Origin of the sequence: Mariniflexile fucanivorans, assembly GCF_004341235.1 — a bacterium.
Lineage (GTDB): Bacteria > Bacteroidota > Bacteroidia > Flavobacteriales > Flavobacteriaceae > Mariniflexile > Mariniflexile fucanivorans.
On record NZ_SLUP01000001.1, the window covers coordinates 15270 to 31045 of the forward strand.

General features: G+C 32.7%; 10 protein-coding genes. 6 read left to right on the forward strand and 4 right to left on the reverse strand.

Annotated features, from left to right (window positions below):
- Window positions 1–6 precede the first annotated feature (6 nt).
- Window positions 7–2439, reverse strand: a complete 2433-nt coding sequence (locus EV196_RS00085; protein ID WP_132213661.1) for a ribonuclease HII — start codon at window positions 2437–2439, stop codon at window positions 7–9.
- A gap of 72 nt (window positions 2440–2511) precedes the next feature.
- A complete protein-coding gene (locus EV196_RS00090; RefSeq protein WP_132213663.1) occupies window positions 2512–3111 on the reverse strand; it encodes a ribonuclease HII in 600 nt (199 codons plus the stop codon).
- Window positions 3112–3392: 281 nt separating this feature from the next.
- Between EV196_RS00090 and EV196_RS00095 the strand changes: the two genes are divergently transcribed.
- The 6 genes from EV196_RS00095 to EV196_RS00120 all read left to right on the forward strand — a co-directional run bounded on the left by EV196_RS00095 (window position 3393) and on the right by EV196_RS00120 (window position 13402).
- Window positions 3393–6734, forward strand: a complete 3342-nt coding sequence (locus EV196_RS00095; RefSeq protein WP_132213665.1) for a SusC/RagA family TonB-linked outer membrane protein — start codon at window positions 3393–3395, stop codon at window positions 6732–6734.
- 4 nt (window positions 6735–6738) lie between these two features.
- On the forward strand, window positions 6739–8199 hold the full coding sequence (locus EV196_RS00100; RefSeq protein ID WP_132213667.1) for a RagB/SusD family nutrient uptake outer membrane protein: 1461 nt from the start codon (window positions 6739–6741) through the stop codon (window positions 8197–8199).
- Window positions 8200–8245: 46 nt separating this feature from the next.
- Entirely contained in the window at window positions 8246–9193 is a 948-nt protein-coding gene (locus EV196_RS00105) for a substrate import-associated zinc metallohydrolase lipoprotein (RefSeq protein ID WP_132213669.1), read from the forward strand.
- 31 nt (window positions 9194–9224) lie between these two features.
- Window positions 9225–10574, forward strand: a complete 1350-nt coding sequence (locus EV196_RS00110; protein ID WP_132213671.1) for a DUF4302 domain-containing protein — start codon at window positions 9225–9227, stop codon at window positions 10572–10574.
- 158 nt (window positions 10575–10732) lie between these two features.
- Window positions 10733–12712: a putative porin gene (locus tag EV196_RS00115; RefSeq protein ID WP_243652141.1), complete on the forward strand. Its 1980-nt coding sequence runs from the start codon at window positions 10733–10735 to the stop codon at window positions 12710–12712.
- Between the two features lie 210 nt (window positions 12713–12922).
- Window positions 12923–13402, forward strand: coding sequence for a hypothetical protein (locus tag EV196_RS00120; protein ID WP_132213673.1), 480 nt, complete (start codon window positions 12923–12925; stop codon window positions 13400–13402).
- 69 nt (window positions 13403–13471) lie between these two features.
- Here the strand turns inward: EV196_RS00120 and hemL are convergent, their stop codons facing one another.
- Both hemL and EV196_RS00130 read right to left on the reverse strand, forming a co-directional pair.
- Window positions 13472–14758: a glutamate-1-semialdehyde 2,1-aminomutase gene (hemL, locus tag EV196_RS00125; RefSeq protein ID WP_132213675.1), complete on the reverse strand. Its 1287-nt coding sequence runs from the start codon at window positions 14756–14758 to the stop codon at window positions 13472–13474.
- Between the two features lie 7 nt (window positions 14759–14765).
- On the reverse strand, window positions 14766–15776 hold the full coding sequence (locus tag EV196_RS00130) for a glucosaminidase domain-containing protein (RefSeq protein ID WP_394343236.1): 1011 nt from the start codon (window positions 15774–15776) through the stop codon (window positions 14766–14768).

Here is a 15776-nt window from a genome sequence, read left to right on the forward strand (position 1 = left end):
TAAGGTTTAATTAATGCGGTAAAGCAATATTGAATTGTTTTCGCCTTTGGTTACAAATTCTAAGCTGTTATCCTTATTAATATTGTCTAGCGTTATTTCCGAATTTCCATATAAAGGGAAATATGGCAATAGGTTTCCTAGACTATCATACAGATACACTTTTTGGGTTTGCAAATCGGTAATAGCAACGTAAATTTTATCTTTTATGTAAAATAGTTCGGGTCTAGTATATGTACCAAAATCCAATTCTACCTCATTACTTTTTATGTTTAGTTTGTTTTCGCTAAGCGTTACCAATGTTTTACTTGAAGCTTCTAAATTATGTTTTTCAGAAAGGTTTAAATTTTCTAAAGAAATACCACCTCTGGTATCTACAGAAATTAATTGTCCGTTGGAGGTTGTGGTAGTAAATTTGTCATTGTACAAAAAAATGGGTTGATTAGAGAGGTTACCCGATATTTTTGGTGAAACTCTTTTGTTCCCAACTCTATCAATTATATGAATGGTGTTTTGGGTTTTAAAAACTATGTAGTCTTTACGGCTTATTCTAAAATGTTTTGGCTGACTTAAAATAGCATCTTTAGCCGATTTAAAATTGAAACCACCAACCGTTTGAAGGTTTTTATTGTACATCAAAATGTTTTTTCCTTGTGTAACCAATAGGCGGTAATCTTTATTTTTGTCATAGTCGAAAACCGATAAAGGTTGTGTAATTTCATCATTAAATTTACCTGGAAAAGGAGCTACATCTTTACCATCCCTATCTATAACATACACACGGTTTGGAGTTGCAAAAGCTAATTGTAAGCGGCCGTTTTTATAAATATCAATCTGTTCAATAGTGCCTAAAACAGCGCCTTCCAATTGTTTTTTCCAAAGAATTTTGCCTTTATTGGAAATTAAATAAAGGTTATTTTTAACATCTTGAACAACAATTTCTTTTTCTTTCGTTAAATGATTGGTTACAAATTGAGGTTTTGTTAGAATGTCTGAAGCCAGTTTGATGTTTAATTCTTCAGAAACCGAGTTTTGAATTGCTATCGTTTTACTTTTTTGTATGATGGCGTTTAAATGGGCAAAGTTAGAATCGTAAATAAACTGTAATGCAGAAGTGCTATAGTTGCCAAAAGTGTCATCTAGATCGTCTTTAAAATTTTCAATTAAAACAGACTTTAAAGATTTACTGTTAGCAATTAGTAGTAAAGACGAAGCGTTACTTAGCTGTTCTTTCGCTTTCTTAAAAGTATCCAATTCACCAAATGTGGTTTTGTTTTGGTAGTTGGCAATGATGCTTTGTAACAAATCTGTATGATTAGAAAACACGAAAAAGTTGTCTAGAATACAGTATTTATCTGTGTTTATGTTCTTGATTAAAGGTGAAAACGTATTAACAAACAATTCTGGTTTACTCAAACTGTATATGTCTATGCCTCTATAATTATCAACAATAGTTTGTTCGCCAATAAGGGCATCTTCTGTTGAAATAAAATCGATGGAATTTAATACAATAGCACGATTTTCATTTTGATATATAACACCAACTTCAATAATATTATCAAAAATAGGCACGCTAACAGAAGTAGAGTCTATCTTGTTAAGCGCTTTTAAATTGCCTTCAATAGTTTTGAAATTTTTAAAAGTGAAACTCATAAAACCATCACTATCAAAAGGTGTTATATTTTGAATTTGATTTTCCTGCGGAATGGTATTTCTAAAAACATTATTTAAAATTTTGGTGGAATCGGTCGCTTTTGTAATACCATTTATATAAATGTAATCTTGTTTCAAATCTACATCAATAGCTATATAATTGGTGAAAGTGCTTAGTTTTAAAGATTCTTCAATAAAAAACGATTTTATAAAAGGTGAATTAGCATTTATAATAATAGAAAATGTTTTATCGTTACTTGTAGAATTGTAAATTTTCGTCAATTCATCGTTCATACTGGAATTGGCTAAAACAGTATTGATAACGTCTTTTGATGAAGCTGCAAAAAAAGTACTATCTATTATAGTACTGTAGAATGTATTATTGTTGAATGTAGATTTTGTTAACGTTTGGTTTTCGTATGTTAATGATTCTTCAATATAATTTTTAATAGAATCTCTTTTAAATAGTTGAGGCGTAAATTTGGTGATGATGGAATATTGTAAACTATCGTTACCATCATTTGAAAAACAAATAAGCAATTCACCATTTGGTTTCAAAAGTTTTAAGTTTTCAAGCTTGGTCTCTAAATTTTTAAAAGCAGATGTTTTTGAGAATTTATTCAGAAAATCACTGTTTTTGATACTGCTCTTTAAATCTTCAAGATTCGATGTTTTTATAATGATAGATGCATTATTTGGAACAAAATCAATAAGATTGGTCCTGTTTTTTTCAACGTTGGAACAACTAAAAACAACAAATAATAAGAGGGTAAAACCAAGGAGTCTCATAAAATGAATTAATTTATACAAACCTACATATTTTTCAATTTATAGCGTGTAAAAATATAGCAATGTAATGAGTTAAATATCTAATTTCAATTGTTCGGGCAATAACCGAAACGATTTTCGATGGTATTTAGTTACGCCGTATTTACGAATGGCTTCTCGATGCTCTTTAGTTGGGTAACCCTTGTTTTGTTTCCAATTGTACATAGGGAATTCTTCATGAATGGTGTTCATATAAGCATCTCTATATGTCTTTGCTAAAACGGATGCAGCAGCAATACTTAAATATTTGCCGTCACCTTTTATAATGGTTTCAAAAGGAATAGTACCATAAGGTTTAAACCTGTTGCCATCAACAATTATAAATTCGGGTTGCGTGATTAATTGGGAAATAGATTGGTGCATGGCCAAAATGGAAGCATTTAAAATATTTATTTGGTCAATTTCTTCTTGAAATACATGCGAAACACCAAAATTTAAGGCTTCAAGTTCTATAATGGGTTTAAGTAAATCTCTTTTGTGCTCGCTTAATTGTTTTGAATCGTTTAAGAGTGAATTTTCAAAAGTTAGGGGTAATATAACCGCAGCAGCAGTAACCGGACCCGCCAAACACCCACGTCCTGCCTCGTCTGTGCCGCATTCCAAAGCTAATTTTGAATGGTTTTTTAATAACATAAGGCTAATAATATTGTCAAATCTATAATTTTATTTTATCATTTTTATTAATGAGAATAATTTTAGCATGCTCTTATGTGAACTACACAAAACATAATTATTAAAAATTTATTTTTAAGAAGAAATCACTAATAATTATATGTAAAACACCTCTTATTTTTAAGGTTATTTCAATAAATTAAAATGTTTTATAGATTTTGTTAAATTTTTTAAGAGTTATTTTTTGTTTTTTTAAGATAATATTAGCATGTTTGTAATTGACTAACTCAAATATTTATTGTATGAAAAAAAAGTTGACGGGTTTGTTAATGCTTTTTATGGCATTATCAATACAACTCTCTTATGCCCAAGACAAAAAAATTACTGGAAAAATTACGGATGCTGATGGCATACCACTAAGCAGTGCCACTGTTATTGTAGAGGGCACTAATAGGGGCGTGGTGTCCGATTTTGATGGAAACTATTCAATTACAGCTGCTGAAAATAGCGTATTGAAAATTAGTTTTATTGGTATGAAAACCCAATTAGTTCCCGTAGGTTCTAAAACAACCGTTAATGTTGTTTTAGCAGAGGATTTAGAAGGTTTAGATACTGTAGTGGTAACTGGTTACCAGAAAATTGACAGAAAATTATTTACAGGTTCTGCATCTACACTTAACGCAAGCGATATTAGACTGGAAGGTGTTGCCGATATTAGTAGAGGCCTACAAGGTCAAGTAGCTGGTGTTGAAATTGAAAACGCATCGGGTACTTTTGGTACAGCGCCAGTAATCAGAATTAGAGGTAATGCTTCTATTAATGGTGCAAATAAGCCATTATGGGTAATTGATGGTGTTGTTTTAGAAGATGCTGTTGAATTATCAAATCAAGACATTACTACAGGTAACCTTGAAACAATACTTAGCTCTTCCACTGCTGGTATTGGTCCTGATGATGTAGAAACCTTTACGGTTTTAAAAGATGCATCGGCAACAGCACAATATGGAGCTAGAGCTTTAAATGGTGTAATTGTTATTACAACCAAAAGAGGAAAAACAGGTAAGCCTTCTATTAATTTCACAACAAGTTTAACCACTAGAAATAAACCTAGCTACAATCAATTCAATATCCTAAGTTCAGGAGATGAAATGAGTATTTACCAAGAATTGTACGAAAAAGGCTGGATAGATATCGCAAACTCAAACACAGCAAGAAACCATGGTGTTTTTTCTGACATGTTTTATAAAATAACAAATAACGAATTAGCATGGGGCCCTGGTGGAACACCAAACTACAATTATTTACAACGCTATTCTAACGCAAATACAGATTGGTTTGATGTTTTGTTCAAAGACTCCTTTGTTTATACTAATACTTTTAGTATCAGTTCGGGTACAGATAAAGCTAGGTACAGGGCATCGGTAAGCTCATTAAAAGATGAAGGACAATCTATAGCCGATAATGTAGAAAACTATACAACCAATTTAAATGCTGATTTTAATTTATCAGATAATTTTGTATTAGGTTTCAAATTAACGGGGAATGTGAGAGACCAAAGAATTGCTGCATCCCAAGATAGAGAGTTTGATGCACTTTCTGGTGTTTACGAAAGAAACTTCGATATCAACCCATTTAATTTTGCTCTTTATTCTAGTAGAAGCATGACGCCTTATGATGAAAATGGAGACCTTCAGTACTATAGAAGAAACTGGGCGCCATTTAATATTTTACATGAAGTACAAAACAATTTTGTTGATTTAGACTTAATTGATTTGTCTCTTCAAACCAATTTAGACTGGAAAATAAATAAAGATTTAACATTCAATACCGTATTGCAGGCACGTAGATACAGAAGTTCGGCAGTGCAAACAATTCATGAAAATTCCAATAATGCAGCAGCATACAGAGCAGATAACCCATTGCTTAGAAATAGTAACATATTTTTATTTGATGACCCAGATGCTCCAGAGCTAGAACCTTATTCTGTATTACCAAATGGAGGTTTCAGAAAAACAACAAACAATTCATTAGATAATTTGTTCATGAGAAATTCTCTTAATTACTCACGTACATTTAATGATTTACATCAAGTAGATTTATTATTAGGGCAAGAAATTCGATCTAGTAATAGAACGGAAGAGTTCACTGATGGATGGGGGTATTTATTTGATAAAGGAGGTTTAATAATTAGCGATCCTAATTTTATTAGATTTTTGGACAGCAGGGGGGAAGATTATTTCAGGGTTGAAGAAACTAGAAATAGAGCTTGGGGAGCTTTTACTACTGCTGCTTATTCTTATGATAGCAGATACATAATAAACGGAACCTATACCTATTTTGGCGATAATAGAACAGGCAACTCTAAAGCTGCTCGTTATTTGCCTACATGGAATTTAAGTGGCGCTTGGAACATTCATCAAGAATCATTTATGGATAATGCAAGGTGGGTGAATTTATTAAAATTGAAATCTACTTACGGACTATCTGGTTCTAATCCATACGATGCAAGCGCAGGGTTAATTGTTTATGGTGTTGAACCGTTAAGACCCGAAGCTACCGAAAGAGAAATTGCATTGTTGATAGATCAATTGGAAAATTCCGAATTAACTTTTGAAAAACTATACGAATGGAATATAGGTTTAGAAACAGCGTTTTTCAATAATCGTTTAGGAATTGAACTAGAGTATTACCAAAGAAAATCTGAAGACCTTATCGGGTTTGTTGAAACCAATGGTGTTGGTGGAGAAGGAATTAAATTAGGTAATATTGGAAAGTTAGATCGTGATGGTTTCGAGGTAAGCCTAAGAACAACCAACATTGAAACCAGTAATTTCAATTGGACTTCTAATTTTAATTTTAGCCATTCGAAAAGTGAAATAACAGAATGGGATGCAAGAGACCGTATTGGAGATGCTATAAGTAGAAACGGGGGGAATTTTGTAGGATATGCAGCAGGTGCATTATTCTCAATTCCTTTTGCAGGTTTAGATTCTAACGGAATTCCTACTTTTTATGGTGAAGATGGTGAAATCATTCAAACACTTAATTTACAAGAAAGAGAAGATGTATTGAAACATGTAAAATATGAGGGACCAACAGAACCAGTATTCTTCGGAGGGTTTAATAACACAGTTAGCTATAAAAACTTAAGTTTGAACTTTGGTTTTGCATATAGAGGCGGAAACAAAATCCGTTTAGATGATGTATATGATGTGCGTTTAAGTGACGGCTCTGCAAGATTGTATGACGATTTCAGTTCATTATCCGGCGATTTGATAAACAGATGGTCGTTGCCTGGAGATGAAAACATTACAAACATTCCTTCCATACTTACAGAAACGGCCACACAAGCTTTAAGAAGTCAAGGATTAAATCCATATGACTTATATAATAAAAGTGATATTAGGGTAGCCGATGGCGATTTTGTTAGGCTGAAAAATATCAGATTAAGCTATAATTTACCTAGAAGTATCATTGATAAAACAAAAATGAAGTCTGGATCTATCAGTTTTTCGGCTCATAATTTATGGTTAATATATTCAGATGATAAATTAAATGGTGTAGATCCTGAGTTTTTTCAATCCGGTGGGGTTTCGTTACCCTTAACAAGTACGTATACTTTTACCCTTAATTTTAATTTTTAATGCTATGAAAAAAAGATTTATACTTACATTAATAATAATCGGATCATTTATATCATGTGATTCCTATTTAGATGAAGTTCCAGATAACAGGCAAACTATAAAAACATTAGATGATGTTTCTGAAATATTAGTATCGGCCTACTCTGAAGCTATTTATAGTTTTGTAGAATGGAAATCAGACAACGCTACTTATATAAAAGAAAACACACAATTCGATTGGTCTACAGAACTTTATAGTTACAGGCCAGTAGTTTCTGAAGAAGATCAAGATACGCCAACTTATTTATGGGATAATAATTATCAAGCCATTGCACACGCAAATCAAGCATTAGCAGCACTTGAAGAAATTGAAGGCGGTGATGAAGATTTTAGAAATGCATTAATTGGAGAAGCTTTAATAACAAGGGCATATAACCATTTTATGTTAGCAAATGTATTTTGTCAGCATTATAGCGAAGCTAATAAAGGTGAATTAGGTATTCCTTACATCACTAAGCCTGAAACAAAATTACAAGTATCTTATGATCGCGGTACAATTGAACAAACTTACGAGCTTATTGAAAAAGATTTATTAGATGGATTACCGTTAATTTCAGATAAGTATTATGTAGGTACAGGCAAATATCATTTTAACAAAAATGCTGCTTATGCCTTTGCATCCCGATATTTTTTGTTCAAAGGAGATTATGAAAAGTGTATTGAATATTCCAATAAAATTCTTGGAAACGGTGTTGTTAGCACTACCTATATAAGAGATATGGATGCCGTATTTACAGGATCAGGATCAGTAGCAATAGCCAATCAATTTACCGATGTAACAGACCCATCAAATTTAATGGTTGTAAGAAAGCAAAGTGTTATGGTAAACAGATACACAAGAGGTTATCAAGCAAATACCGATATTTTTGTCGATATTTATGTTCAAAACAGACCACAAGGATCTACTGTCGATCAGCGCGATTTACGTTATGGTTTTAGTTCATCATCTGCAAGGGCACAACCTAAATATACCGAACTATTTGAATACACTACATCAACTACTGGATTCCCATATTTTATCATGCCAGAGCTACGAAGTGAAGAAGTGATTTTAAATAGAATGGAATCTTATGTAAGGTTAAATAGGCTAGACGATGCGCTTAATGATTATAATGTAATGGCTCCACAAAGATATGATAATGGCGGTCAACTTCAATTATCTACTATTGCTACATACTACGGAGGTACAGATCAGGAAGCTATGCTTGAGTTTGTAATAGGAGAAAGAAGAAAAGAGTTTTTAAGAGAAGGTTTAAGATGGTTTGATATTAAGCGATTAGGCTTAGAAGTTTACCATGTTATTTTAACCGATTCAAATGGAAACGTATCCAAAGATGTAACCCTTGAGGCTAATGATGCTAGAAAGGCAGAGCAAATTCCTTCTAAAGCAAGAGCTAATGGAATTGAAGAAAACCCAGGTTATTAAATGAGGAATCATATAAATTTACTTTAACAAGTCAATAATTAAAGAGATGAAAAAAATAATTAAATATATAATTTTAGCAATCATTTTGGTACAATTTACACAATGTACTAGTAATGATAGTAATGGACTATACGTTCCACCTTCCGATCCAGTTATAACAAACCCTAACGATATTTATTTATATCAGAATGGCGGTAAAAGTTTGTTTGAAAGGTATAGTACAGCAACAAGATGGAGATGGAACGATAATTTTATAGATCCAACTCAAAGAGCTACACCCATAGAGTCAGATTTCGTTATACCAATTAGTAAACTTGTAGATTATTTATGGATAGGCCCTTATACGACTTCAAGCAATACTGCAGAAAATTTTATAAAAGAACTATTTCCGGCCGAATTGGTTTATATAGGATCTTATATCTTCAATGATGATGGAACCAGACTTTTAGGATATGCTGAAGGAGGTGCCAGAGTTACCTTGTTAAATTTGAACAGTTTAGATTTTCAAAACAGAGATTGGTTAGCTAACCCAGGCGGAGGTGTTCTAGCCACGGTTCATCACGAGTTTTCGCATATTGTACATCAAAATTACGGTATACCGGTTGGTTTCAATACAATTTCTGATACATATCTTGGAAATAACTGGAGTAATGGCGTAACTAGAGATGATGCCATTAAGTTAGGAATGGTTAGAAACTATGGGACCCTAAATGAATTTGAAGATTTTTGCGAAATAATATCTCATTTTTTAGTTGTAGATCAAGCTACTTTTGAAGCCGATTTTATAAACCAAGAAGATTGTTCAACACTTACCGATGCAGATGAGATTGTAAATTGTAGAGAACTGAATGAAGGAAGAAAGCTAATTAAACAGAAAGTAGATTTAGTTCTTGAATTTTACAAAAACAACTTTAACATAGATCTGGAAGTAGTAAGAGATACATTGCAAGCAAGGTTGAATAATTTAGTTACAACTGGAATTATACCAGATTAATTGTATTTAAAGCTAATAAAAAAAATATAAAATGGAAAAAATATATAAATTAATAAAAAGCATCTTTGTAATTGCTGTGCTGGTTTTGGCAGCTAGTTGTACAGATAATGATGTAGAGCCGCTTTTTGAGCAATCAATAAACGAAAGAACTGAAGCTTTAAAAAAAGAATATCTAGATATTTTAAAAGCCCCTACAGATGGCTGGATAGGTTACTATTCTCCTAACGAAACTTTTGGTGCTTATACTATGTTAATGAAATTTGATGATAATGGAGACGTAGACATAAAATCTGATTATGAGTTTGGCAATCAAGATAATATAATAACATATAGAATTGATAAAACACTCAAAATAGAGTTGGTATTAGAATCCTTTTCTGTGTTCTCCAGTATTTTCTCATTAAATAATAATAATAATGGAGGAGAATTTGTTTTTAATATCTTGTCTGCAACTGCCGATGAAGTAGTTTTAGAAAGTAAACTTGATTTTGGTGACGATATAACAATCTTTACTTTACGTAAAGCAACACCTGCAGATTTCGATTTTACACCCGTATATGCATCAGCAAACAAAATTGCTGGTGAGTGTACAGACTCGGTATTCAGAAATATTTTGTTTAATAATGAAGCCATTGCATCATTTTCATTCAATGCAGATACAAGATTAATTACTCTTAATTATTTCGAAAATGATGTGAAATTAAATTTGAATGTTCCTGCAGTGGTTACTCCCACAGGTTTTAGTTTATTAAACCCTGTTACTATAAATAATGTAACAATATCAAGTTTCACTTTTGATGAAACCTCTGAAGAGTACATAAACGCTGCGGATAATTTAAGATTAATCAATGATGATACACCATTAAGATTAACCAACGATTTAGAAGATTTAAACGCACCAAATAGATTGGCTATTTTTGCTAATGAGTTTAGGTTTGGCTTTAATTCTTTAACTAGTTGTGCTTGGGATGAAATGATTCAGCAAGTTGATGCCAGTTTAAGAACTCAAGGTTTTACCTATACTGGTGTTCAATTGCGTACTGATTACAATTCAACTTCAAATACAAATGCTAATTCAAGAATAGTTGTGTTAGTACAGCGATTAAGCGATGGACTGGCCACATCAGGAAGTTATTATGTAAATGTAGAGAATAAAGACAATTTGGTTTTTGTAACTTTTACAGGGTTCGCCTCAGGCAATGGCATATCGTGGATAGATAGCACGTCACCACTATTAAACTTTTTCTTAAGCACTAAAGGTTTGGTTTATACAGATGAAGGATCTTTTAGTTCAAATCTGTTTAATTATACAAATGGAGCAGGCACATTTACAAGTGTAGATGATCCTTCTTTAAGAACCTATGGATTGTTTTACCAATAATAACAACTAACCACTAGATAAAGAAAGCCAGCATTTTATGTTGGCTTTCTTTATTTAAAATAATTACGCTCATTTAGCGTTCAAATAATTACTTTTGCTTCAACAAAATTTAATTTTATTATGAGTATAACAAAAGATAGTTATCTCAAACCTTATATATGACAAAAATATCTCATAAAGAAATGGTATACAACCGTAAACATTTAATAAAACTGTTTTTTGCAATTTTTATAATGTTACAATTCAACCAACTTTTTGCCCAAGATAAACCCCAAAAATCAAACCGATTAGGTCGCGAGTTAGGTATAACAGACCCAAATGATTCTCTAAACAAAAAAAAACGAGCAAAAATCACAGATTATTTGATTATTTCTCACGTAAACGATACAACTTATTTAGATACAACATTATCAATTAAAAAAGAATATAAATTCAATTACCTCCGAAAAGATAATTTTGGGTTGATGCCATTTTCAAACATGGGCCAAACCTATAACAGTCTTACCTACAACTTTCAAAATACCAGTTTAATGCCAAGTTTTGGAGCCCAAGCAAAGCATTTTTTTTATATGGAAATTGAAGACATTAACTATTACCGGGTGCCAACCCCCTTAACCGAACTGTTTTTTAAAACAGCTTTTGAGCAAGGACAACAAACCGATGCGTTTTTTACGGTAAACACGTCACCACAATTCAATTTTTCAATAGCATATAAAGGCTTAAGGTCGTTAGGGAAGTATCAAAACATATTAACTAGTAGTGGTAATTTTAGATTTACTTCAAATTATGTTTCTAAAAACGGTAGGTATCGAGCTAAAGGGCATATGGTAACCCAAGATTTGCTAAATGAAGAAAATGGTGGGTTACAAGATGACGATGTTGAATATTTCGAAACTGGCGATCCCGAATTTTTAGACCGTTCAATCTTTTCCGTAAATTTCGAAAATGCCGAAAGTTTGTTAAATGCCAAACGTTTTCATTTAGATCATACGTATCACATAATAAAAACAAAAGATTCCTTGTCAAAAAACAAACTAAACATTGGGCACATTATATCTTTTGAAGATAAATATTATCAATACGATCAAACAGCATCAAATACATATTTTGGAACGTCATTTAAAGATGTTATAAAAGACAGAGCAACTCTCGAAAACTTCTACAATCAGCTTCATGTAAATTACAGTAACAATATAATAGGAGACTTACAATTCAATATAAGTAACAACAATTATAATTATGGTTATGATAAGTTGGTGGAGTTAGAGGGCAATAGAATTACAAACAGGCTAAAAGGTAATATCTTCTCAGCAGGCGGTAAATATCATAAACAATATAAAGGTTTCGAATTAAAGGGAGAATTTGGTGTTAATGTGTCAGGAGATTTTGATGGTAACTTTTTAAAAGGCACTGCTACCTTTAAGTTAAATGATGATATTGCAGCATCAGCATCCTTAAATCACAGTTCAAAAGCACCAAACTACAATACCTTATTATATCAAAGTGATTATAAAGAATATAATTGGCAAAACAGTTTTAATAATATCGAAACACAACAACTGGCATTCAACCTTAAATATAAAAATCTAGCAAATATTACGGTCGACCTAAATACCATAACCGATTATGTATACTTCAAAAAGGACGAAACATCACTACAAGTAAAACCATTTCAAACCAGTGAAACCATAACCTATTTGCGGGCTAAGTTCGAAAACGAAATCAAATTCGGTAAGTTTGCTTTAAATAACACCGTCTTGTATCAAAACGTGCAAGACAACAATAGTGTATTAAATGTACCAGAATTAACAACTCGTAATACATTGTATTTTTCCAGCAACCTATTCAAAAAAGCCATGTATTTGCAAACGGGAGTAACATTAAATTACTTCACCAACTATTATATGAATGGTTATAATCCATTATTGGCAGAATTCTATGTGCAAACCGATCGTGAATTTGGTAATTTCCCAAGGTTAGATTTCTTTTTAAACGCCAAAATTCGTCAAACCAGGTTATACTTTAAAGCCGAACATTTCAATTCATCGTTCACAGGCTACAATTATTATTCAGCACCAAACTACCCATATCGCGATTTTACCATACGATTCGGTCTAGTTTGGAACTTCTTTTTATAATTATTTTGGCGTTTCCCCGAAAAAAATCGGGGTCGGGCTATGCGTTCCAAGTCCTCGCTCCCGCGCTTATGCGCGGTTCGCTGCGGGCTTTCCACTGCTATCCCTAAGGCAACCCATCCAACGTTAACTTCTTGTTAAAAAAAGCAAGCTCTTTAAACCTTTTTAAATTGCTAAAGTCTTAATAGCAAATAACATTAAAAATTTATTACAATGAAAAGACTTATAATAATTGCACTAGCCTTAATATCTGTTCAAGGTTTTGCACAGCAAGACAGAAAAGAACGTCCAAACCGCGAAAACAAATCGCAACGAATGAGCGACCTAACTCCAGAAGAAGCTGCAAATCTTCAAACTAAAAAAATGGTGCTTCATTTAGATTTAAATGATAAACAGCAAAAAGAAATTTATGCTATGAACCTAGAAAATGCCACTAAGCGTAAAGAAATGATGGCTGCTTTTAAAGCAAAAAAAGAAGATGGTAAAAACGAAAGACCTTCAAAAGAACAACGCTTAGCCATGGAAAATGCTAAGTTAGACCACCAAATTGCAACGAAAGCTAAAATGAAAACGATTTTAGACAAAGAGCAATATGAGAAATGGAACCAAGCACAAGGAAAAATGAAAGAAAGAGCTGTTGGTATGAAAAAAGAAGATGGTAAAAAAAGAGGCGATGGCCCACAAAAGAAATAAAAATTTAGTTTAGTTGGTTATTTAATTTGTAAAACGCATGTCTTGAATTTGGACATGCGTTTTCATTTTTTATAATGTTTTTGATACTTTTCTAACAGCATCAATAGTAAAATCTAAATCGTCAAAACTTAAAGCATCCGTAATAAACCAGGTTTCAAAAGCGCTTGGCGCAATATAAACACCCTGGTTAAGCAAACCATGGAAGAATTTTTTAAAAGTCTCGTTATTTCCTTTGGCAGCCGTTTTAAAATCTACAACAGGTGCTGCATCAAAATGCACAGAAATCATAGAACCTACTCTATTTATAGTGTGCACTACTTTATTTTCGTTTAAAACATTGGTAATGCCTTTATGTAGATATTCTGTTTTTTCAGCTAAACGATTAAAAACTTCTGCGTCATTATTCAACTCCGTTATCATAGCTAAACCGGCAGCCATCGCTAACGGATTTCCGCTTAAAGTCCCTGCTTGATATACAGGACCTAAAGGCGCTAATTCATTCATAATTTCATTTCTAGCTGCAAAAGCACCTACAGGCAAACCACCACCAATTACTTTTCCGAAGCAAACAATATCTGCATTGATATTATAAAGTTCTTGCGCTCCACCCTTTGCTAATCGGAAACCCGTCATAACCTCATCAAAAATTAGTAAGATATTATGTTCTGTACACAGTAATCTTAACTTAGCTAAAAAATCGTTTTGAGGTGGCACACAACCCATGTTACCTGCAACAGGCTCGATAATGACACAAGCAATTTCATTTTTATTGGCATCAATTAATTGATTCACATTTTCAATGTCATTATACACAGCCAACAACGTGTCTTTTGCTGTGCCTTGTGTTACACCAGGACTATTTGGTGTTCCAAACGTACTCGCACCACTACCCGCTTGAATTAAAAACGAATCGCTATGCCCATGGTAACAGCCTGCAAATTTTATAATTTTATCTTTTTTTGTAAAACCTCTTGCCAAACGAACGGCACTCATGCACGCTTCAGTTCCTGAGTTTACAAAACGTATTTTATCAATATTTGGCACCATTGAAACCGCTAACTCAGCAATTTGAGTTTCAATTTCAGTCGGCATTCCAAAAGAGGTCCCTTTTTTTGCTTTTTCAACAACGGCATCAACAACAGGTTTGTATGCATGACCCAGAATCATGGGACCCCAAGAATTTATATAGTCAATTAAACGGTTTCCATCCTCATCATATAAATAAGCTCCTTTGGCTTCTTTTACAAAAATGGGAGTTCCACCAACGCCTTTAAAGGCTCTAACAGGTGAGTTTACGCCTCCAGGAATTACCTTTTCGGCTTGTGCAAATAAAGCACTACTTCTTGTATAATTCATTTGTATTTTAATTTGCTGGTTTCACTTGAAGTTCTTGCCCAACATTTAAGGCATTATCTTTTAAACCATTTATTTTTTGAAGTTCTGAAACCGTCATATCATATTGCTTAGAAATGGAATATAAGGTCTCTCCTTTTTCAACAATATGAAAACGATTTTCTTTTACTGTTTTTATTGACGTTTGTTGGTTTGATGCGACTGCTGCTTTTTCTTTTGAATTTTTATCAATTCTTAATTTCTGACCCACACTAAGCGATGTGGATGATAATTTATTCACTGCTTTAAGCTCGTCTACAGAAATATTGAATTTTTTAGAAATAGAATACATAGTATCGCCTCTTTCCACATAATACATGGAGAAATCTCCTATTTCATCTTCATATTTCACATAAACATCACCCAAAACTTCTTTGTCATATTGGTGTAAACGGTATCTATCAATTAAACTTATTAATTTCTCAGGGTATTTTCTATCGGTCGCATATCCTGCATTTCTAAGTTCTCTTGCCCACCCTTTATAATCTTCTTTTTTAAGTTTGAAAAGAGCCGCATAGCGCGAACGTTGCGTTAAAAACAACGAATGGTCTCGATACGAATATTTGGAATCGTTATATTTTCTGAAACATTCCTGAGACGCATCATCATCATGATAAATTTTATCCCCTGTCCAATCATGACACTTAATTCCAAAATGATTGTTAGCTTCAATGGCAAGCCTACCTTTTCCTGAATTCGATTCTAAAATTCCTTGTGCCAAAGTAATACTGGCAGGAATACCGTATAAGCGCATTTCTTCTTGTGCTATGGATCGAAAAAGTGCTATATATTCATCGGTTGATGTAATTCTAACCTCAACACCATTAACAACTTCTTCACCTGAATTATTTCTAGGATCATTTTTAGTAACAACTTGCTCTGTTTTTGTTCTGCTTGTAGACTTCTTTTTTGTCACAGCTTTTTTTGAACCACAACTAAGCATAAAACTTGCCAATAAACAAAAAACTACTATTTTTTTCAT

What these genes read in the sequence shown, in the direction of transcription:
- EV196_RS00105 (WP_132213669.1), top strand. Translation starts at nt 8,246, where the DNA reads ATGAAAAAAATAATTAAATATATAATTTTAGCAATCATTTTGGTACAA.
- EV196_RS00085 (WP_132213661.1), bottom strand. Translation starts at nt 2,439, where the DNA reads ATGAGACTCCTTGGTTTTACCCTCTTATTATTTGTTGTTTTTAGTTGT.
- EV196_RS00110 (WP_132213671.1), top strand. Translation starts at nt 9,225, where the DNA reads ATGGAAAAAATATATAAATTAATAAAAAGCATCTTTGTAATTGCTGTG.
- EV196_RS00090 (WP_132213663.1), bottom strand. Translation starts at nt 3,111, where the DNA reads ATGTTATTAAAAAACCATTCAAAATTAGCTTTGGAATGCGGCACAGAC.
- EV196_RS00130 (WP_394343236.1), bottom strand. Translation starts at nt 15,776, where the DNA reads ATGAAAAAAATAGTAGTTTTTTGTTTATTGGCAAGTTTTATGCTTAGT.
- EV196_RS00100 (WP_132213667.1), top strand. Translation starts at nt 6,739, where the DNA reads ATGAAAAAAAGATTTATACTTACATTAATAATAATCGGATCATTTATA.
- EV196_RS00115 (WP_243652141.1), top strand. Translation starts at nt 10,733, where the DNA reads ATGACAAAAATATCTCATAAAGAAATGGTATACAACCGTAAACATTTA.
- hemL (WP_132213675.1), bottom strand. Translation starts at nt 14,758, where the DNA reads ATGAATTATACAAGAAGTAGTGCTTTATTTGCACAAGCCGAAAAGGTA.
- EV196_RS00120 (WP_132213673.1), top strand. Translation starts at nt 12,923, where the DNA reads ATGAAAAGACTTATAATAATTGCACTAGCCTTAATATCTGTTCAAGGT.
- EV196_RS00095 (WP_132213665.1), top strand. Translation starts at nt 3,393, where the DNA reads ATGAAAAAAAAGTTGACGGGTTTGTTAATGCTTTTTATGGCATTATCA.